This is a genomic window from Pseudomonas sp. KnCO4 (genome assembly GCF_045344305.1).
GTDB classification, from domain to species: domain Bacteria; phylum Pseudomonadota; class Gammaproteobacteria; order Pseudomonadales; family Pseudomonadaceae; genus Aquipseudomonas; species Aquipseudomonas anuradhapurensis.
The window spans coordinates 2,134,157-2,153,046 of sequence record NZ_CP174199.1 but is presented as its reverse complement, the minus strand read 5'-3'; the positions used below and the strand labels follow the sequence as shown (position 1 = coordinate 2,153,046).

The following is an 18,890-nucleotide window of genomic DNA, read 5'->3' as shown; positions in this document are numbered from 1 at the left end:
TGTGGGAAGTTTCCTACAAGTCGCCCCGATCAATTTTTATTGCGTCGGACTCGCCCCCTTAAATAGAGCGCTCGAAACAACAAACATGAAGTTTAAAGATTGGTTCAGGCAGGAGCTGCAGACCCTCCGGGAGCTGGGTGACGACTTTGTCGAAGACGAGCCGCGCCTGGCGCCTTTTCTCGGGCGCACCGCTTCGGACCCGCAAAGTGAGCACGTGTTGGAACACTTCGCCTTCCTGACCGCTCGCCTGGTCATGAAGCTCGAAGACCACCTGCCCGAGCTGACACACCCTCTGCTGCAACTGCTCTACCCCAATGTGCTGCGGCCGCTGCCGAGCATGACGGTGATGCAATTCATGCCGGTCGACCATGCGCTGAGCGAAACCCAGGTGCTGGCCAAAGGCACGCCGGTGTATTCCCGGCCGGTTGAAGGCGTGAGCTGCGAATTCCGCACGTGTGCCGAGCTGGCCATCGCACCGCTGGAGATCCGCAGCATCACGACGCAGCCCAGTGCCGAAGCCCCCGTGGTGCGCATCGACCTGGGCGCCCTGTCCGAACAACCCCTACGGCGTATGAAGTGCGACCATTTGCAGTTCCATCTCGCCGGTGGCATCCGCAACGCGCTGCACCTGTACCAATGGCTGGCACGGCACCTGGACAAACTCTACCTGCACATCGGCCAACACCGCTTCGCACTGCCACCCGCCGTGACCTTCGTCGGTTTCGAGGTCGATGAAGCCCTGCTGCCAAGCGCAGGCGAGCAGATGGACGGCTACCGCATCCTGCACGAGTTCTTTTGCTTCCCCGAACGCTTTCATGGCTTTCGCATCGAGGGGCTGGGGGCCTACTGGCCGGATGAAGCCGCCGAACAGATCCAGCTGGAATTGCGCTTCAACAGGCCCCTGCCACCTGACATCCAGATCGATCAGACGACGATCCTGCTCAACTGCGTTCCCGCCATCAACCTGTTCACCTGCAAGGCCAAGCCCATTCCACTCAATGAAAAGGCAAGCCACGCGCTTGTAAACGTGGGCCGCCAAGGCAGCGATAAAGACGAGATATTCAGCATCGATCACGTCAGCAGCCAGCGGCAGAAGACCAAGGACCATGTACGCGACTTCAAGCGCTTCGAGGCCCTGTACCGTGATTTCCCACTGGGCGAACGGCTACCTACGCTCTACTACCAACTGAACATCGAACAGGAGCCGGTCAACGATAAGGTGCAACACCAGATTGGCGTGGTGCATCACAACCTCGTGCCGTATCTGGGTGACCAGGAAGAACTGAACATCGAGCTGACCTGCAGTAACGGCGCCCAGGCGCAACAGCTGAAGGTGGGCGACATCGACCTGACCACCCAGGACACACCCTCGTACATAACTTATCGCAACCTGACCCCACCCACTCGCAGCTACCCGCCGATGCTGCAAAGCGGTGGCCAAGGTGAGCGTCACTGGGCGCTGATCTCCAACCTGGCCTTGAACAACTTGTCGCTGTCCTCACCGGCTGCGCTCGCTTCAGTTCTGCGGGTATATGACTTTGTTGGTGCTCATGACCTGCAGCAGGCCCGCAAGACCGCTCAGCGCCTGGGCGCCATCAAGAAAGTGCACAGCGAGCCCTACGACTGGCTGATCAAGGGCCTGCCCGTACGCGGCATGCGCACCACCCTGCACATCGACCCTGACGGCTTCGAATGCGAGGGCGAGGTGCAGCTGTTCGGCAACGTGCTGTCCCACTTCATGGCGTTGTACGCCAGCAGCAATTCCTTTCATCAACTGCAGATCGTCAACACCGCCAATGCCACCCGCCAGCTATGGCCCGCCCGGACCGGGCGGCAACCGGTAATGTGACCTGGAGGTCCCCCATGAAGAATGTGCCTGAGCAAGACTACGAAAAGGGCCACCTCGACGCCCAAACGTCTCCACCGCCGTACGAACTATTCTCACAGGTTGACGCGCTTGGGTTCGACACCCGCTCGAACACTGGCAATCCCATCCTCGACATTGCCGCGCCGCTGTTCGGTTTGGTCACTCGCCTGGAGGGCACCGAAAAGTACGAGCACGTCGAGCCGTTATATGCCCACGTCAAGACCATGATCCATGGCATGGTCGAGGAAGTGCGCCAGCTTGAGCACTGCGATGAGGGCGACCGCGTGGTGTTTTCCTACTGCCTGTGCTGTGTGGTCGATGAAGCGGTGATGGCCACGCCCTGGGGACGTGACTCACCGTGGAAGGCCCAGTCCCTGCTGAGTGCCATCCATCAGGAGACCTGGGGCGGCGAGAAATTCTTCGATGTGCTGGAGCGCCTGCTAGGGGCGCCGGAAAAACGCCGCGACCTGTTTGTGTTCCTGTTCTGGTGCCTGGCATTGGGCTACCGGGGCAAATACGCCAACCAGACCAATGGCGACCAGGCGCTGGAACGCTGGATGGAGCGCCTGCGCAAGCGGATCGTGGAACTACGCGGCGCCAAAGCCCACTCACAACGGTTGACCGACCCTTTCAGCAATGTGGCGCCCCGCCACTATCGCATGAACCGCCAATTGCCCTGGTGGACACCGTGGGCCGTCATGGGCGTGTGTTGTACCGCCGTCTATATGTACTTCGCCAGCAGGCTCAACGGTATCACTGAACAAGTTCTGGCTTCGCTGCAAACGCTGTTGCAGCCATAACTTTCACCAGAACGAATTGACCTGACTCAGCAGTCATTGTGCCTATCAGCGCAACAAGTACGGCTTCACCCATAAAAACGATAAGCGCTGCATTTAGCGAAACTTCCTACACAACTCTAGGAAACCACTGCAGCGACCTGGAAGGGATTCCTCGCTACGGTCTTGAGTGCACTTACGCCGTGCGTTCCATAACGCGTTCGGCTTCATGAACCTGCCCGAAAGGATGAACAGCAGGAGTCTGCATGAGCAACTTGAACGATGTGCGTTTTACCTTCAGCACGCCCGCCGATGAGGCAATAGCATTTGATGTGGTGTCCTTCGAATTGAAGGAAGGGATCAGCGAACTGTACCGACTGGAAATCGAACTGGTCAGCTTCGCCGACGACGCCGACTTTGCCACCCTCCTCGACCAGCCTGCCGCTTTGACCATCTGGCAACAGGATGAGGCTGTGCGCCATGTGCACGGCCTGATCAGCAGCTTCGAGCAAGGCAAGACTGGCCACCGCCGCACCCGCTACCGCGCCGTGATCGAACCACAACTGGCGCGCGCCGGCCTGCAATCGGACTGGCGCATTTTCCAGCACCGCCCGGTCCCGCAGCTGTTGGAGGAACTGTTCCGCGAACGCCAGTGGGGCACGTTGGCCCAGTACATGGTCAACCCGCACCAAAGCCGTGAGTTCTGCGTGCAGGCCGGCGACTTGGACCTGGACTTCTTCTGGCGCCTGTCAGCCGAGGAAGGCCTGATCTCGATCTTCGAGCACAGCGAAGCCAGCCATGGCGTGGTGCAGGCGGACCGGATCAACCAGTTCGGCAGCCTGGCAGGTGAGCCGGTGCTGTACGTCGCCAACCGTGGCGGCACCGAGCAGCAGCCCTGCCTGCACCACTTTGCCTACCGCGAGCAGGTGCGCAGCAGCCGCCAGGTCCTGCGCGACTACACCTTCACCCACCCGCGCTACAACCATGAGCACACCATGCTCCCTCAGGAGATGGGCAACCAAAGCAACGATTACGAACGTTACGACTACCCTGGCCGCTACAAGCACGACAACGCCGGCAAACCATTCACCCAGACCAAGATCGATGCGTTGTTCAGTGATGCACGCGTGGCCGAGGTCGAAGGTGACGATGCCCGCCTGCAGCCGGGTATCGCCTTTCAGCTGAGCGGCCATGCCCGCGAGGACATGAACATCCTCTGGCGACCGCTGCGCATCACGCACACGGGCCGCCAGTTCACCGCACTGGAAGAGGACGCGGCTGAGGCCGAGGTCGGTACGTCCTACTCACTCACCGCCACCCTGATTCCGGCACTAGTCGAATGGCATGCCCCTGCCCGCCCCAAACCGGTGATCGAAGGCCCGCAGATAGCCAAGGTGGTCGGGCCGCCCGGTGAGGAAATCTACTGCGACGAGCATGGTCGCGTGCGGGTGCAGTTTCCCTGGGATCGCTTCGGCCAGGACGATGACAAGAGTTCCTGCTGGGTGCGGGTCACCCAGGCCTGGGCCGGTGCCACCTGGGGCCACATGGCCATTCCCCGCATCGGCCAGGAGGTAGTGGTCAGCTTCCTCAACGGCGACCCCGACCAGCCGATGATCACCGGGCGTAGCTATCACATCGTCAACCGCCCACCGTACCGACTGCCCGAGTTCAAGGCCGTCAGCCCGATCCGTAGCAAAGAGCACCACGGCAAGCGCCATAACGAACTGCGCCTGGACGACACCACCGGGCAGATCAGTGCGGCCTTGATGAGTGATCACGATCACTCGGCACTGAACCTCGGCTACCTCACCCATCCCCGCCATTTTGGCGGCAAACCTCGTGGGCAAGGTTTCGAACTACGCACCGATACCCACGGCGTGGTGCGTGCGGGTGGCGGGCTACTGTTGACGACAGAAATCCGTAGTCGCGCCGCCGAGCATCACACCGATCTGGCAGAAACTGCCGAGCGCCTGAAAGCCGCTCAGGAATACCACACCACCTTCGCCAGTGAAGCCCGCGACCACCTTGCCCAGGAAGGCGGCGATCAGGATGAAGTGGGCGATGCCCTCAAGGCACAACACGACGCCATTCGCGGTAGCGGCGGCAACCCTGACGCCAATCACTTCCCTGAACTGGCCGATCCTCAACTGGTACTCGCCAGCCCAACCGGCATCGCCGCCAGCACCCCGGAATCCACCCATATCGCCAGCGGCGAACACCTGGGTTTGAGCACGGGTGGCCACACCAGCATGGCCATCGGCAAACGCTTGCTGATCAGTGCCAGCCGTGGCGTACGGCAGTTCGTGCAGAGCATGGGCTGGCGACTGGTGGCGGCCTCCGGCGACATCGACCTCCGCGCCCTGAAAGACAACATCAACTTGCTGGCCAAGCTCAAGGTCAGCATCACCGCCGAACGGATCACCCTCAGTGCCAAGGAGGAACTGGTGATTCAGGCCGGTGGCAGCAGCACAACCTACAGCGCGGGCGGCATCGTGCACGCCACGGCGGGTCAGTACACCGCGCATGCGACTGACTTCATCTACAAAGGCTCGAAGAGCGAAGCAGCAGCGTTTCCCGACGAGATCAAGGCGGGCCAGGGCAATCTGGAACTGTTTCAGCACTATGCGAGCCGCCATGCCTACGAGATGGCGGACTACCGCGTCGAAGACGCATTGGGTCGGGTGTTCACAGGAAAGCTGGATAGCGAGGGCTTCGCCAGCGTGGCAGGGCTCGCCGCCGGACCGGCCAAGGTGACATTGGGCAAGGATCCGACTGATACATGGTCGCCAGCGAGCGAGATCAAACAGTCTGGCGATGCCGCCATTAGCTCGAAAACCGCCGAGCTCGCAGCCAAGGCGGCGGAGCAGGTTGCAACTGCAGTTCTCTCGAATGCCGCCCCCCCAAATGCCTCGGTAGCCAAGGGACTGCTCAATCAGCCTCTGATGAACCGCGCCTCCGAAGAACTGGAGATGTTAGTCACCGCCGCCGTGGGGAAAACAAGAAGATGACCGCACCTTCCGCACGTCCACACGAGACGGCCGTCGCGCCTATCAGAGAGATCCCCCCGGAAGACATTGAAGAAAGTGCAAACAATGTTGACCTCTGGCTCAGGCAACTCAGCGAAAACAGGCTGACCCTCGCCGATCTGAAGATGGCTGCTGAGTTCATTCCCATCGCTAACAACATCATGGCGGCTGTTGACGCCGTCAGCGATATGATCACGCTCGCAGAGAACAAGAACAGAACGTTGCTCGACTGGGTCAGCCTCGGCATAAACCTGATCGGTGTAATTCCAGTCCCTCCCGTTATGGCCTTTGCAAGAAAGAGCCTTAGACCTGCCCTGCACCTAGCCAAGCAGCAGGTCAAAGCAAATCCGAAAGCAGCGATCGGCGAAACCATAGTAACCGTCCTGACCGGGCACCTGAACGCAACGATCCTCGGCGAGTTGGAGAACTTCGTCACCTTCGCAGAAGCCGAACTGTCGCAAATGCTTGCGAAAAGCGGCGCGTCTGCGAAGGCATTGATGCTTACGATCGCCAAGGGTATCGACGACTTCCTGAAAGGACAATTGAAGCATGCGCCGGCAACCAAAAGCGACGAACTTTCGTGGCTGGAGGAGATTGCAAAACATGCGACGCTTCCCCTGGAAGTCGCTACCGTTGCGGCGCTCAATAGCTTATCGCGACTGATCCCCCCTTACATAAAAGCCATTGGCTTCAAATATGTTGCATTACTTCGACACCTTGCTACCGAGGTGGAGCAAAGTCTCAAGGACCTTGGCAACGCTCAACTAGCCAACAGTATTGGCCACATCCTGTTAATGCTGCGAAACGCCGCTGGGCGCAAACGTGCTCAGCTCAATACCAGTGTTCCTCCAACCGGCATAAGGCAAGCCAGAGGGGTTAGCCGCCAAAATGAACTGGGCGCGATCAACAGGCAGCCTGGCCCGAGGCAGGATGCAAAGCCCGAGAAGAATGGCGCCTGCGCTAGTACATGCCACAACATCACTTTCGCGCGCGGCTCTGAACAGTTGATTCACACTGATTTTACGCTTCTTGGATCCTTCACAGTTTCTTGGGCACGCAACTACCGATCCAGTCAGTCCGCCCTTGACGGCGGCCCATTGGGTGCACGATGGATATCTCCCTACACTGTCTACTTTGAAATCACCGATGAAGCACTGTGCTACCAGGCTGCTGATGGTCGTTCCCACAGCTACCCACTGCCCAAAGTCGGAAAATTCCATCATGACCCCGTCGAAGAAGTCGTACTCGTTCGGACGGGCGAGCGAACGCTTTCACTCGCCAGAGGACATGCGCTAGAAGAGCAGTATGAGCGGGTCGGCGACATTTTCAGGCTCATCTGCATACGCCAGCGCGGCGGAGCCAGCATCGCCCTCCACTACGAGCATTTTCATGAAGGAACCAAAATCCTCTCTGACTTGCTGACCTATCAGAACGACCAGCCCCATCAACACATCCAAACGCAACTTGATCGTACCGGACGCATCGAGAGCTTGTGGTTGATGAAGGCGGGAGAGCCGGTTCGGCAGCTGGCAGCCTATCGCTATAGCGACGATGGTGACCTGATAACTGCCCTGGATGAGCATGGCAGGCAGTGGAACTACGAGTATCGGCATCACTTGATCACCCGGTACACCGACAGGACCGGCCGGGCAATGAACCTGGCATGGCTGGGTGAAGGGCCGGATGCCAAAGCCATCCACGAATGGGCAGACGATGGCAGCTATGAGGTGCGCCTGGAGTGGGACAAGCACATCCGCCTTACCTACGTCACGGACGCCCTGGGCAACGAAACCAAGCACTACTACAACATTCAGGGCTACACCTATCGCATCGTCCACCCCGACGGCAACGAGGAATGGTTCTTCCGCGACGATGCCATGAACGTGGTCCAACATGTGCACCGCGACGGCAGCGTTGACCACTATGCCTACGATGAGCGCAGTAACCTGCTGCAGCACACTCGTCCAGATGGCACCTCGGTCCACCACGCCTACGATGACCTCGACCAACGTTTTAAAACACGGGATGCCGAGGGGGGATTATGGCGATATGACTACGACCAACGCGGCAACATCATCGAAACCACAGACCCACTGGAGAACAAGACCCAGTACACCTACAACAGCGACAACCTGCCCATTGCCATCACCGATGCCAACGGGGGCGAGAAAAAGCTCACGTACAACCACGACGGTCAGCTGGCTAGCTACACCGACTGCTCTGGCAAAACGACTCAGTGGAAGTACGACGCGCTCGGCCAACTTACCAAGCTTATCAACGCTGCCGGTGAGGTAACCGAGTATCACTACGACGCAGGGCACCTCACCAGTGTCGTCCATCCGGACCAGACCCGAGATCGCTTCGAATATGATGCTGAAGGCCGGCTGCTCAGCTTCACCGACGCTCTGCACCGCCGTACCCGCTGGGACTATAACGAAGCCGGGCTGATCCATCAGCGCCACAACCCCAACGACACCACCCTCACCTACCACTGGGACAAGCTCGGCCAACTGGTGCGCCTGCGCAACGAGAACAACAGTGAAGCCACCTTCGCCTACGACCCCGTAGGCCGCTTGCTCAAGGAGACAGGCTTCGACAAGCAGGCCACCGACTACCTCTACGACAACGGCAGTGACTTGCCTACCCGCCGCCTCGACGGCGACCGCATCACGCACTTCGACTACGACCCCATGGGCCGTTTGGTCGAAAGCAACGCTGGGCAGCGTGGCGGCAAAGAGTGGGAAACCGAAACCTTCGCTTACGACGGCAACGGCAGACTGCTGCTCGCCGAGAACAAGGACTGCAAACTGCAGTGGTTCTACGATCTTGCGGGCAACAATACCCGCGAGCACCAGCACTTCAAGTACATGCAGCAGCCGAAGGTCGCCGTCTTCACCCATGAATACGACGCCCTGAATCTGCGGGTCGCCACCACTCGGCCTGATGGCCACAGGGTCAGTTGGCTCACCTATGGCAGCGGGCACCTGCTTGGCCTCAAGTTTGATGATCGCGAACTGCTCAGCTACCAACGCGATGACCTGCATCGGGAGATTGGCCGCGAACAAGGCAATGGCCTGATTCAGCGTCAAACCTGGACTGCGAATGGTCAATTGCTCGAACAAACCTTGGCGCACCGTGGTGCCACCAGACGCATTGCGGCTCGCAATTATCAGTACGACGAAAGCGGCCAGCTTACCCATGTCAACGACCTGAACCGGGGTGACACGTACTACCGTTACGACCCAGTGGGCCGACTGCTCGAAGCCACCCACAACTACAGCAAGGAGACATTCGCCTTCGACCCGGCGAGCAACCTGCTGGATCCCGACGCGCCGCATGGACCGAACCCGCACTCACCGCGCAAGATCAACGACAACGTGCTCCGCAGCTACTGCGGCACTCAGTATCGATACGACGAGCGCGGCAACCTGCTGGAGCGGATCGAGAACGGCAAGACAGGTCATTTCACGTGGGACCTCTACAATCGGCTGCGGCGTTATGAAGATGATCGGCTGATCGTCAGTTTCGCGTATGACGCGTTGGGCCGTCGTCTATACAAGAACTCACGCGCCAAGTACCGGGATCGGCCTCAGGCAGGGCCATTGTGGAACGAGAACGCTCGACGGCAGCGGGATGAGGAACTGGGCTGCGGATTCACCTGGTTTACCTGGGACGGCGACACGCTTGCCACGGAATGCCGTGAGCAGAAGGAACGGGGTGGCAGCACCACTCACTATGTGTTTGAGCCAGGGACGTTCATACCTGTAGCCCAAGCTGTGACCAATACTGTCTTGGACCTCCTGCCACAGCCCCTGTATGGAGATCATTACAGCATCGATAGAGATCCGATCTGGCTGAACAAGCCCAAAGCAGGGCCGATTGATGCGTTTGTTTGGTATCAATGCGATAAGCTCGGTACGCCTATGGAGCTGACTGACGAAGATGGGCGGATAGCCTGGAGCGGAGTTTATAAGTCTTGGGGATTTGCTAAAGAAAAGCGAAGTGACAAAGCTCGATTCGTGGATATTGGAAATCAGTTGCGCTTTCAGGGACAGTACTTTGATATTGAGACAAGGCTACATTACAGCAGGCATAGATATTACGACGCGAATATTGGCCGATTCATCAGCACGGATCCGATTGGATTAAAAGGAGGATTAAACCCATATACTTATGCACCCAATCCACTTGAGTGGATCGATCCACTAGGTCTGGCAAAAGTTAAACCAAGCGGCACGCCAAAACAAGCACAACAAAAAGTAAGAAGAGAACAAGCTCCCACGGAAATTACAAGAATTGACGCCCCGGAAAAGGATGTACCCAAAAGCCAATGGCATGCACATTGTCCCTGCGGCTCGGGGTACAACCAAGACGGATCCATTCACGACAAAGGAAAAGGAGAAGTCACATTCTCGAAAAAGACGATAGAATGGCTTAATACTCATGGTTGGAGAATTGAAAAATGATGAACATACAAAGCACTTTCAAAGAAATAACTCAAAACGAACCTTGGAACGAAATAAGCACATTTTTTGACGAATACGAATCATTTGAGGAGATCCCTCTTGTATCTCGATACAAAAAAATATTCAAACTAACCCGCGAATACCAAACTCCAGCCATCACAGCATTCCTAGTAAACACTGCTTTTTTCACTTTAAACTCAGCCATGCTTTTCGCTCGACTAAACAGAATTCGCACCAACACCCGATTCTACGCGTTAACCTTTACTGATTTCACCACAACCAACCCTGAAGAACCCCCGATACCTAACTTCTTCATACACGCAAAAGAGTCAAGAGATATCTTCTTAAAACGCTTAATTTCAAGTGGGCCACAAAAAAACTCGCCAGAATTAAACCTGATCAAAGAGATATTTATAGAGTGCCACTTAGAACCTATATTTTCCTTCTACGAAAGTAGATTTTTCGACGACGCATGCAACGAAGAATTCGTCAGAGTATTTGCAGTACTTCGATAGCCATATTTGTAATGGTATTGAACGGAGCATCAATTGATGCTCCGCCCCAATGCCCGCCAATGCATCAACTCACAGAGATCAAGCCACCACGCCTTTCCATAACTTCGTGATATACACAAAAACACAACAACAGCCAGCAACATAGATTTGCAGTGATTTCTCAGGAGAGATTTTATATCAAGAACATTGTGAAGATGGGTGACGTAGCCACTCACGGAGGCATAGTAATTGGGTCAATGGCTGATACTAACCTCGACGGCAAACCAATGGCTGGCAAAGTAGTTTTCCCGCACCATCAAGCCTACCAGGCTTTCCCGAGGCAGCTAGGGCACGACCAAAAACACCCGTTCAGGGAGGAGGTGGATTAAGAAAACGTTGGAAGCTTCCCGACGGCTGTATCTGCGAATGGGACTCACGACATGGCGAAGTTGAAAAATATGATCGCCGCGGCCGTCACCTTGGCGCTTATGACCCTGAAACAGGTAATCCGATACCATCTAAAAATCCGAAACCCGTTCGGAGAGTTGAACCATGAATCATAAAGTAAAGCGATACATCTCAGTATTTGCGAAAGGAGGCGACGAGTTGATTGATGAGATAAATTTCATTCACAAGCCGAACCCTGCCGAGCTACGACACATATTTGGCATCAACGACCCGACTGACAATCTTTACAACGAGTACCCTATAGACATCAAGACGGCGATAAAGCTAAATGGCCTGATAGCCGGAGTTTTTGACCTAGATAAATTTGACTATTTCTTGTCATGTGAACGCCTTACCGACCTATAGAGCCACATACTCCAAATCTAAAATCACCAACAAGGCGAGCCGTGCACAATGAAGAGAGTAGTTAGACTTGGCGACAAAACCAATCATGGAGGAATAGTTATTAACTCCATTCCCCACACCAACCTCAACGGCAAACCAATGGCCGGCAAAGGCAACATGGTTTTCTGCCCTCTATGCAAAGGCGAGTTTCCCATCGTCGAGGGCAGTGATACCTACCGCGTTAACGGAGTACCCGTCGCGCTCGATGGCATGAAGACCGCATGCGGGGCAAGCTTGATTGCCAGCGCCTCACACGGCAGCGTCCATAGCTGAGCCAACGCGACAAGTGGAGCAGGCGAACAACAGACATCCCAGCAGTATGTCTGTTGCCGCCGCTCCCGGCCTCCGACCACGGCCTGATCAGTCTGTACGCCGTTACGTCAGTGCTCGTGTACCGTTGGAAATTATCACGGGAAGTGCATTTGAGGAATAATTATGTACGACGACTATCTTACCTGCCAAGAAACCTACATAGCCCTTGAGAATTTATTCTTAGATGAATTCAGATCTTTTGCATCTAAAAATATTCAATCCAAAAACTTTTTGACGCCTTTTTACGCAACAACATTCAACAATGGCCAGCGATTCGCGGATGCAAATCCTATTTTCTCTGTTCGGGACTTGAAGGAAAACAGAGTCATGCGAATAGTGATTAGCGAGGATGAAAAGGAGCTTTCAATATTTTTTAAATCAACTGATTTTGGTGATGAGACTGTGGTATTCGGAGGAATTATCAATTTAGAGCAAATGTTACAGGTCATGAGGGAGTGGGCAGTACAAGCTATCCAATGATGAGAGGATGGATCCTCCCTTCAGCCAGGACTCGGGTAGCAGTACTTTGAGTCCTGGCGCTATTAGCTGGATGCTGGTACTCGCAAAGCAAAATGGGTCGTTGCATAATAAGGGGCGAATCGAATGCCACCAGCGCTAGACAGCACTAAGTACACCCAACTCAACAACTTCATTGATGCCATATCAGCTCGGGATACAGCAACCCTAGCCAGCCAGTTTGCCCTATCTCGAAAAATCATTCCGGAAATATACAAGCAAATACCAACTTATTTTTCCACAAGCTCTAAATTATCCGCACTACCAAACACTCAAAACCCAGACAAAACCGACATCCCACTACTAACGATATACGACACCGGCGACGGGGACATCGCTGTGGAATGCTTCATACTTGAGAATAACGAGCCCTCTGAGGCCATACTTCACGTTAGCTTTTTCGCGCACCCCCCAAATAAATTGATTTATGAATTTATAGATTCTTAACCCCCATATCATACAGAGCACCATAATGAGACCCATAATACGATTCGGGGACACCACCGATCATGGAGGGAAGGTGATCGACGCAATTCCGCACACCAGCCTTAATGGCAAACCAATGGCCGGCAAAGGGAACTTGGTTTTCTGTCCTCTATGCAAAGGCGAGTTCCCCCATCATTGAGGGCAGTGATACTTACCGCGTCAACGGAGTGCCCGTCGCGCTCGACGGCATGAAGACTGCGTGCGGGGCAAGCTTGATTGCCAGCGCATCACACGGCAGCGTCCACAGCTGAGCCAACCAGGCCAAATGGAGCAGACGAACAACAGGCATCCCAGCAGTATGCCTGTTACCGCCTGTCCTGACCTAAGATTAAGGACCGGCAATGAGACCCAGCACTTCTGCGACATTCTCGGTTACCTATACCGCATCATCCATCCCGACAAGAACGAGGATTGGATCTACCGAGATGCCGCCAAAAACGTTACCCAGCACATCTATACCGACGGTAGCACCGATGTCTATGCCTACGATGAGCGCAGTAACCTGCTGCAGCACACTCGTCCAGATGGCACCTCGGTCCACCACGCCTACGATGACCTCGACCAACGTTTTAAAACACTGGATGCCGAGGGGGGATTATGGCGATATGACTACGACCAACGCGGCAACATCATCGAAGCCATAAGGTTGAGCTTTTTTCTCAACGCTGAGCGAGAAGTGGATCAAGTGCCAGACAGATGTCTGCGTTAAGGATCTGGAGGCGTCGATCGAGCACTACCTGGAACCTACAACCCAAAACCCAAAGCCATTTCGGGGGGCACAAGAAGGCCGAGGACATCCTTGCCTCAGTCGCTCGTGCGGCACGAGCGCTGGGCAACTGATTTTTCAATGGTATTTCTAAAACACCACAGCTCTGCGGAAGCGGGTGTGACCGCGACGAGGCTGCTAAGCAGCCGTTCGGTCAGCCCTCGAGTGTGGCCATGTCGATGACGAAGCGGTACTTCACATCACCGGCAATCATCCGCTCGTAGGCCTGGTTGATGTTGCGAATATCCAGCAATTCGATATCGCAGCGAATGTCATGCTCGGCGCAGAAATCCAGCACTTCCTGGGTTTCGGCGATCCCGCCGATCAGGGACCCCGCCAGCACCCGACGCTTCAACACCAGATTGGCCGCGTGCACAGCCGGGTCGATCGGTTCGATCAGGCCTACCAGAATATGCACGCCATCGAACTTCAGTGTTTCCAGGTAGGGATTGAGGTCATGCTGCACCGGGATGGTGTCGAGCAGGAAGTCGAACCGCCCGGCTGCTGCGCGCATCTGCCCGGCATCGGTGGACACGATCACATGGTCGGCGCCCTGGCGACGCGCTTCCTCGGCCTTGGCTTGCGAACGGGTGAATAGCGTGACCTCGGCGCCCAGGGCCTTGGCCAGCTTGATGCCCATGTGGCCAAGGCCGCCCATGCCAAGGATGCCAACCTTGTGCCCGGGGCCGACGCCATGGTGCTTCAGCGGCGAATAGGTGGTAATGCCGGCACACAGGATCGGCGCAGCGCTGGGCAGGTCCATGCCGGCCGGAATGCGCAGCACGAAGTGTTCGTTGACCACGATGCTGCTGGAGTACCCGCCCATGGTATTGCTGCCGTCGACCCGGTCGGGGGTGGCATAGGTCATGGTCGGGCCTTCCAGGCAGTACTGTTCCAGGTCCTTGGCACAGGCTTCGCAGTGGCGACAGGCGTCGACCATGCAGCCGACCCCGACCAGGTCACCGACCTTGTGCGCAGTCACCTTGTCGCCCACCGCGGTGACGCGGCCGATGATTTCGTGGCCAGGCATCAGCGGGTACACGGCAATGCCCCATTCGTTGCGGGCCTGGTGGATGTCGGAGTGACACACGCCGCAATACAGGATTTCGATGGCGACGTCGTCCGGGCGCGGGCTACGGCGCTCGAAGGTGATGGGGGCCAGGGGGCTGGTTGGCGTCTGGGCGGCATAGCCGATGGCAGTGTACATACAGGGCCTCGCTGTGGAGTGAAACGATTCAGGCGGCGCATTTTGCGCGCCATGTACCGCCCCGCCCACCGCTGATCCTCCGGCATTCATGCCTGATTCTCCGAACATGTCCTGCCGCAGCTGGCGCCCAGCCTCCAATCTGCGATGATCAGGCTGTCTGATTCTCTGCCCTGGTTGACCATGCAACTGACCCGCCACGTCGACGCCAATGCACCGCTTTGCGCGCTGATCCGCCGTCTCGCCACACGCCCCGGCTTCGTGCCGACACACCTGCCCCAGGTGCAGGTACTGAGTTGGGACCATTACGTGGCCAGCAGCCCGCAGATCTACGAGCCCAGCCTGATGATCCTGGCCCAGGGCAGCAAATTGGCACGCCTGGGGCTACGAACCCTGGAATACGGCGCCGGGCATTATCTGGTGCAGGCATTGTCGGTGCCGTTCATGTGCGAAACCTTTGCCACCCCGGAAGCGCCGCTGTTGGGCGTGGCGGTACACATCGACCGCGGCGTGCTCGGGGAGCTGGTGCAAAGCATGGACCTGGCGCCGGATGCAGCGGTGCAGGCACAAACGCCGCAATCGATGACTTCGGCGGCGCTCGATGCACCGATGCGCGAATGCGTGGAACGCCTGTTGCACTGCCTGCAGGACCCGCTGGATGCCAAGGTGCTGGGGCCGGCGCGGGTACGCGAGGTGCTGTATACCGCCTTGCGTGGCCCACAGGCGGGCGTATTGCGGGCATTGGTCGAGCAACAGGGGCATTTTGCCCGCATTGGCGCCGCCCTCGCCCACCTGCGCGAGCACTACGCCGAGCCGCTGAGCGTGGAGGCGCTGGCCGCGCGTGCCAACATGAGCGTGTCGACCTTTCACGAGCATTTCAAGCGCTGCACTGACATGGCGCCGATGCAATACCTCAAGCGCCTGCGCTTGCTCAAGGCCCAGCAGATGCTGATTGGCGAAAGCCTGGGGGTGGCCCAGGCGGCCCACCGGGTGGGCTACCAGAGCACCTCGCAGTTCAGCCGCGAATACAAGCGCCAGTTCAACCGCAGCCCAGGCGACGAATTACCCTATCAAAGCTTGCCGGTTTGAGTTGATGGGCTTTGCCGCCGGGCAATCTCGAACCGTCACTGGCGCTCGACCATCGCCATGATGGCGGCCTGCAGTTCGGCCTTGGCCGCCTCAGCTTCCAGTTCTCCCGCTGCAGCCGCCTGCGACAAGGCATCCGCCGCCCCCACCAACAGGCGCATGCCAGCAGCCCCGACGCTACCGCTGGGGGAAAAGCCGGCCAGCGCCTCCCGGCATTTGTCCAGGAAGGGCTGCTCATAGGCCCGCTTCAGCGCTTCCATCTCCGGCGACCCGGCCAACGCGGCCGAAACACCGGGTATTTCCAACCCCTGGCTCATCACGCAGTCGACGTAGGCCTCGGCTATCACCCTGGCGCGGCTGGCCAGGCTGGCGTCACAGCGCGCCAGGGCCTGTTCCAGCATGCGCGACTGGCGGGCATCGTATTCCTGATACAGCGCCACCAGCAGCCCGGTACGGGTTTCGAAATGGTCATAGACCACCGGCTTGGTCACCCCCGCCTGCTCGGCCAGACGGCCCAGGCTGAGGGCATCGGTGCCCTCCTCGCGCACCAGCTGCCAGGCCATGTCGAGCAGCTGGCGACGGCGCTCGTCACGGCTCAGGCGCTTGCGCGTGCGGGTTGGATCATCGCTTGACATCGCTTACCTACCAAAAGTAACTTACTGGACGTAACTTACCTTGAGTATATAGCGCTGAAGGTAACCCTGCATCCTCATCCAGGAGATTTACCATGCATGCCCTGATCGTCATCGGTCATCACGACCCGCAGTCCCTGACCCACGCAGTGGCCCGCCAGGTTGCCGATGGCCTCGCCCAAGCAGGCCACAGCAGCGAAATCGCCGACCTGGCCAGCGAAGGTTTCGACCCACGGTTCGGCCTGGCCGACCATGCCGTGCACCGCCGGCTGGCTGCCCCGCCAGCGGATGTACGCAAGGAGCAGGCACGCATCGAACGCGCCGATGCCCTGGTGCTGGTGTACCCGATTTACTGGTGGTCGCTGCCAGCCTTGCTCAAGGGCTGGGTTGAGCGGGTGTTCAGCAACGGTTGGGCGTTCGACTATGACGGCAGCACCACCGTGAAGAAATTGCGCGGCATGAAGGTGCACCTGGTCGGCGTCGCCGGCGCCGACCGCGGTACCTTTGAACGACATGGTTATGGCGAAGCGATGCGCGTGCAGATCGAGCACGGCATTTTCGACTATTGCGGCGCCGAGGTGCTCAGCTCCACCCTGCTGTACGACAGCGAAGGTATCGACCCGGCACCGCACCTGCGCACCGCGTGCGCGCTCGGCGAACGGTTGTTCGCCGCTTGCGAAGTGACGGCCTGAGTCAGTTCGACAGGGGCCACTGCGCCAAGGGCCAGTAGGCGCCCTTGCGCGACTCGTAGAGGGTGAAATGGCGGGCAGCGAGGAAGAACTCCGGCGTACTGCTGGCTTCTGGCGGCTGGCCGCGAAAATCCCTGGCCAGTGTCAGGTGTGGACGATAGTCGCGGCTGGCCGCTTCCACCCCTAGCGGCAGCAGCGCCTGCTGCAGGCCGTACACCAGGTGCAACAGCGCCGCAGGGGTTTGCTGAGCCTCCAGCACCAGGGCGCTGGCCCGCTGCCATACCTGCAAGCGGTCCAGTAACAGCCGTGGTGCTGCAGCCGGCAGCGTCAGCTGGTCGACCGCCGCGCATATCGCAGGCACCTGAGCGGCATCTACATCGCCGAGAAACAGCAGCGTCACATGGAAGTTGGCGGCCGGCACCGGCTTGCCGCTGCGCAGGTTCAGGCCGCGTCGCCACTGGGCCAGTGCCCGGCGCTGGGCCTCGCTGACCGGCAAGGCGAAAAACAGCCGCTTGAAGGGGGTGCCAGTGCCGCGTAAATCCTGAATCATGGGAACTCCCGAACATGAAACGTTTGCGCAAGGTTAGAGGGTATTACACCTAAGTCGTCCCGATGTTTCGTAACAATAGGTACAAAGTACCCCCATGATTGTTTATGCTGGCTGGCTAATGCCATGGCGCATGGCCATTTTTCGACAAGTAAACGTCCATGAAAATTGCACTCGTACTCCTCTTCGCCCTCTCGATCGCCTATGTTCACCTGCGCGGTCGGGTTCGCCACAAGCTGACCCGCCAGCTGGGTGATCACTCCAGCTTCCTGGCCCCGGTCAACAGCTTCCTGTACCTGTTTTCCAAGCACCCGGCCAAGCCTTACCTGCCGGTGGAAGCCTTCCCGGAACTGCAGACGCTGCAAGACCACTGGCAGGAGATCCGCGAAGAGGCGCGCCAGCTGCTGCATGTGGGCGAGATCAAGAAGTCCGACAATTACGATGACGTCGGTTTCAATTCCTTCTTCAAGACCGGCTGGAAGCGCTTTTATCTGAAATGGTACGGCGAAAGCCACCCCTCGGCGATGACCCTGTGCCCGCGCACCACCGAGCTGCTCAAAGGCATCGGCACGGTCAAAGCGGCGATGTTCGCCACCCTGCCACCGGGCGCCAAGCTGGTGCGTCATCGTGACCCGTATGCCGGCTCGTACCGCTACCACCTCGGCCTCGACACACCCAACGATGACGGTTGCTACATCGACGTCGACGGCGAGAAGTACTCGTGGCGTGATGGCCAAGGTGTGGTCTTCGACGAGACCTACATCCACTACGCGGCCAACACCACCGAGCACAACCGCATCATCCTGTTCTGCGATATCGAACGCCCGCTCAAGTACCGCTGGGCAACCGCGTTCAACCGCTGGTTCAGCCGCAACGTCATGGCGGCCGCCGCCGCGCCCAACGATGCAGGCGACAAGACCGGTGGCATCAACCGGCTGTTCACCCGTATCTACAAGATCCGCGAACGGGGCAAGGCGCTGAAAAAGCGCAACCGCACCCGCTACTACCTGGAAAAGTGGGCGTTCGTCGCTGCACTGGTGCTGGTGTTCATCTACATCTGAGCGGCCCGCTGACAAGTGCACAAGCGGCCGGGTCTGGCCGCTTCAACGCTGGCCAGCACCAAAGTACAAGTCCCACTTGCCGCGCTTCGACTAGCCTGAAAGCTCCACTC

At 57.9% G+C, this 18,890-nt stretch carries 14 protein-coding genes and 3 pseudogenes; 14 read left to right on the top strand and 3 right to left on the bottom strand.

Annotated features, from left to right (window positions below; translation table 11 throughout):
- Positions 1 to 85 precede the first annotated feature (85 nt).
- The 11 genes and pseudogenes from tssF to ACJA3S_RS10005 all read left to right on the top strand — a co-directional run.
- Positions 86 to 1,849, top strand: coding sequence for a type VI secretion system baseplate subunit TssF (gene tssF, locus ACJA3S_RS10055; protein WP_406821696.1), 1,764 nt, complete (start codon positions 86 to 88; stop codon positions 1,847 to 1,849).
- Between the two features lie 14 nt (positions 1,850 to 1,863).
- Positions 1,864 to 2,667 carry a type IVB secretion system protein IcmH/DotU gene (gene icmH / locus ACJA3S_RS10050; protein ID WP_406821695.1) on the top strand — a complete coding sequence of 268 codons (804 nt, stop codon included), beginning with the start codon at positions 1,864 to 1,866 and terminating at the stop codon, positions 2,665 to 2,667.
- Between the two features lie 242 nt (positions 2,668 to 2,909).
- Positions 2,910 to 5,651 (top strand): type VI secretion system Vgr family protein, encoded by a 2,742-nt coding sequence (locus tag ACJA3S_RS10045; protein ID WP_406821694.1) that lies wholly within the window; start codon positions 2,910 to 2,912, stop codon positions 5,649 to 5,651.
- A complete protein-coding gene (locus tag ACJA3S_RS10040) occupies positions 5,648 to 10,135 on the top strand; it encodes an RHS repeat-associated core domain-containing protein (protein WP_406821693.1) in 4,488 nt (1,495 codons plus the stop codon). Before ACJA3S_RS10045 ends, ACJA3S_RS10040 begins: the two co-directional genes overlap by 4 nt.
- Positions 10,132 to 10,650, top strand: a complete 519-nt coding sequence (locus ACJA3S_RS10035) for an Imm15 family immunity protein (RefSeq protein WP_406821692.1) — start codon at positions 10,132 to 10,134, stop codon at positions 10,648 to 10,650. Before ACJA3S_RS10040 ends, ACJA3S_RS10035 begins: the two co-directional genes overlap by 4 nt.
- A gap of 346 nt (positions 10,651 to 10,996) precedes the next feature.
- Positions 10,997 to 11,185: pseudogene (locus tag ACJA3S_RS10030) on the top strand (colicin E3/pyocin S6 family cytotoxin); the annotation flags it as partial.
- Between the two features lie 305 nt (positions 11,186 to 11,490).
- The gene (locus tag ACJA3S_RS10025; protein ID WP_406821691.1) at positions 11,491 to 11,754 is read left to right on the top strand and encodes a PAAR domain-containing protein; all 264 of its coding nucleotides are present in this window, start codon (positions 11,491 to 11,493) and stop codon (positions 11,752 to 11,754) included.
- A 162-nt stretch (positions 11,755 to 11,916) separates the two neighbouring features.
- Positions 11,917 to 12,273, top strand: coding sequence for a hypothetical protein (locus tag ACJA3S_RS10020; RefSeq protein WP_406821690.1), 357 nt, complete (start codon positions 11,917 to 11,919; stop codon positions 12,271 to 12,273).
- Between the two features lie 508 nt (positions 12,274 to 12,781).
- Positions 12,782 to 13,046: pseudogene (locus ACJA3S_RS10015) on the top strand (PAAR domain-containing protein).
- Between the two features lie 14 nt (positions 13,047 to 13,060).
- Positions 13,061 to 13,504, top strand: a complete 444-nt coding sequence (locus tag ACJA3S_RS10010; protein WP_406821689.1) for a hypothetical protein — start codon at positions 13,061 to 13,063, stop codon at positions 13,502 to 13,504.
- Positions 13,449 to 13,635 (top strand): annotated as a pseudogene (locus ACJA3S_RS10005) (IS630 family transposase); the annotation flags it as partial. The gene ACJA3S_RS10010 and the pseudogene ACJA3S_RS10005, both read left to right, overlap by 56 nt.
- Before the next feature lie 80 nt (positions 13,636 to 13,715).
- Here ACJA3S_RS10005 and calA read toward each other — a convergent pair.
- Positions 13,716 to 14,768 (bottom strand): vanillin reductase, encoded by a 1,053-nt coding sequence (calA, locus tag ACJA3S_RS10000; protein ID WP_406821688.1) that lies wholly within the window; start codon positions 14,766 to 14,768, stop codon positions 13,716 to 13,718.
- A 180-nt stretch (positions 14,769 to 14,948) separates the two neighbouring features.
- Here calA and ACJA3S_RS09995 point away from each other — a divergent pair, with 180 nt between their 5' ends.
- Entirely contained in the window at positions 14,949 to 15,854 is a 906-nt protein-coding gene (locus tag ACJA3S_RS09995) for an AraC family transcriptional regulator N-terminal domain-containing protein (RefSeq protein ID WP_406821687.1), read from the top strand.
- Positions 15,855 to 15,889: 35 nt separating this feature from the next.
- Here the strand turns inward: ACJA3S_RS09995 and ACJA3S_RS09990 are convergent, their stop codons facing one another.
- Positions 15,890 to 16,486: a TetR/AcrR family transcriptional regulator gene (locus ACJA3S_RS09990; RefSeq protein ID WP_406821686.1), complete on the bottom strand. Its 597-nt coding sequence runs from the start codon at positions 16,484 to 16,486 to the stop codon at positions 15,890 to 15,892.
- A gap of 92 nt (positions 16,487 to 16,578) precedes the next feature.
- Between ACJA3S_RS09990 and ACJA3S_RS09985 the strand changes: the two genes are divergently transcribed.
- Complete coding sequence (locus tag ACJA3S_RS09985) at positions 16,579 to 17,175, top strand: NAD(P)H-dependent oxidoreductase (protein WP_406821685.1); 597 nt, start codon at positions 16,579 to 16,581, stop codon at positions 17,173 to 17,175.
- A 1-nt stretch (position 17,176) separates the two neighbouring features.
- Here the strand turns inward: ACJA3S_RS09985 and thpR are convergent, their stop codons facing one another.
- Positions 17,177 to 17,722, bottom strand: a complete 546-nt coding sequence (gene thpR / locus ACJA3S_RS09980) for an RNA 2',3'-cyclic phosphodiesterase (protein WP_406821684.1) — start codon at positions 17,720 to 17,722, stop codon at positions 17,177 to 17,179.
- Positions 17,723 to 17,880: 158 nt separating this feature from the next.
- Here thpR and lpxO point away from each other — a divergent pair, with 158 nt between their 5' ends.
- Positions 17,881 to 18,780 carry a lipid A hydroxylase LpxO gene (gene lpxO, locus ACJA3S_RS09975; protein WP_406821683.1) on the top strand — a complete coding sequence of 300 codons (900 nt, stop codon included), beginning with the start codon at positions 17,881 to 17,883 and terminating at the stop codon, positions 18,778 to 18,780.
- Positions 18,781 to 18,890: the final 110 nt, after the last annotated feature.

Bases quoted from the DNA above. Each gene is read 5' to 3' on its own strand.
- tssF (WP_406821696.1), top strand. From the start codon at position 86: ATGAAGTTTAAAGATTGGTTCAGGCAGGAGCTGCAGACCCTCCGGGAG.
- icmH (WP_406821695.1), top strand. From the start codon at position 1,864: ATGAAGAATGTGCCTGAGCAAGACTACGAAAAGGGCCACCTCGACGCC.
- ACJA3S_RS10045 (WP_406821694.1), top strand. From the start codon at position 2,910: ATGAGCAACTTGAACGATGTGCGTTTTACCTTCAGCACGCCCGCCGAT.
- ACJA3S_RS10040 (WP_406821693.1), top strand. From the start codon at position 5,648: ATGACCGCACCTTCCGCACGTCCACACGAGACGGCCGTCGCGCCTATC.
- ACJA3S_RS10035 (WP_406821692.1), top strand. From the start codon at position 10,132: ATGATGAACATACAAAGCACTTTCAAAGAAATAACTCAAAACGAACCT.
- ACJA3S_RS10025 (WP_406821691.1), top strand. From the start codon at position 11,491: ATGAAGAGAGTAGTTAGACTTGGCGACAAAACCAATCATGGAGGAATA.
- ACJA3S_RS10020 (WP_406821690.1), top strand. From the start codon at position 11,917: ATGTACGACGACTATCTTACCTGCCAAGAAACCTACATAGCCCTTGAG.
- ACJA3S_RS10010 (WP_406821689.1), top strand. From the start codon at position 13,061: ATGGAGCAGACGAACAACAGGCATCCCAGCAGTATGCCTGTTACCGCC.
- calA (WP_406821688.1), bottom strand. From the start codon at position 14,768: ATGTACACTGCCATCGGCTATGCCGCCCAGACGCCAACCAGCCCCCTG.
- ACJA3S_RS09995 (WP_406821687.1), top strand. From the start codon at position 14,949: ATGCAACTGACCCGCCACGTCGACGCCAATGCACCGCTTTGCGCGCTG.
- ACJA3S_RS09990 (WP_406821686.1), bottom strand. From the start codon at position 16,486: ATGTCAAGCGATGATCCAACCCGCACGCGCAAGCGCCTGAGCCGTGAC.
- ACJA3S_RS09985 (WP_406821685.1), top strand. From the start codon at position 16,579: ATGCATGCCCTGATCGTCATCGGTCATCACGACCCGCAGTCCCTGACC.
- thpR (WP_406821684.1), bottom strand. From the start codon at position 17,722: ATGATTCAGGATTTACGCGGCACTGGCACCCCCTTCAAGCGGCTGTTT.
- lpxO (WP_406821683.1), top strand. From the start codon at position 17,881: ATGAAAATTGCACTCGTACTCCTCTTCGCCCTCTCGATCGCCTATGTT.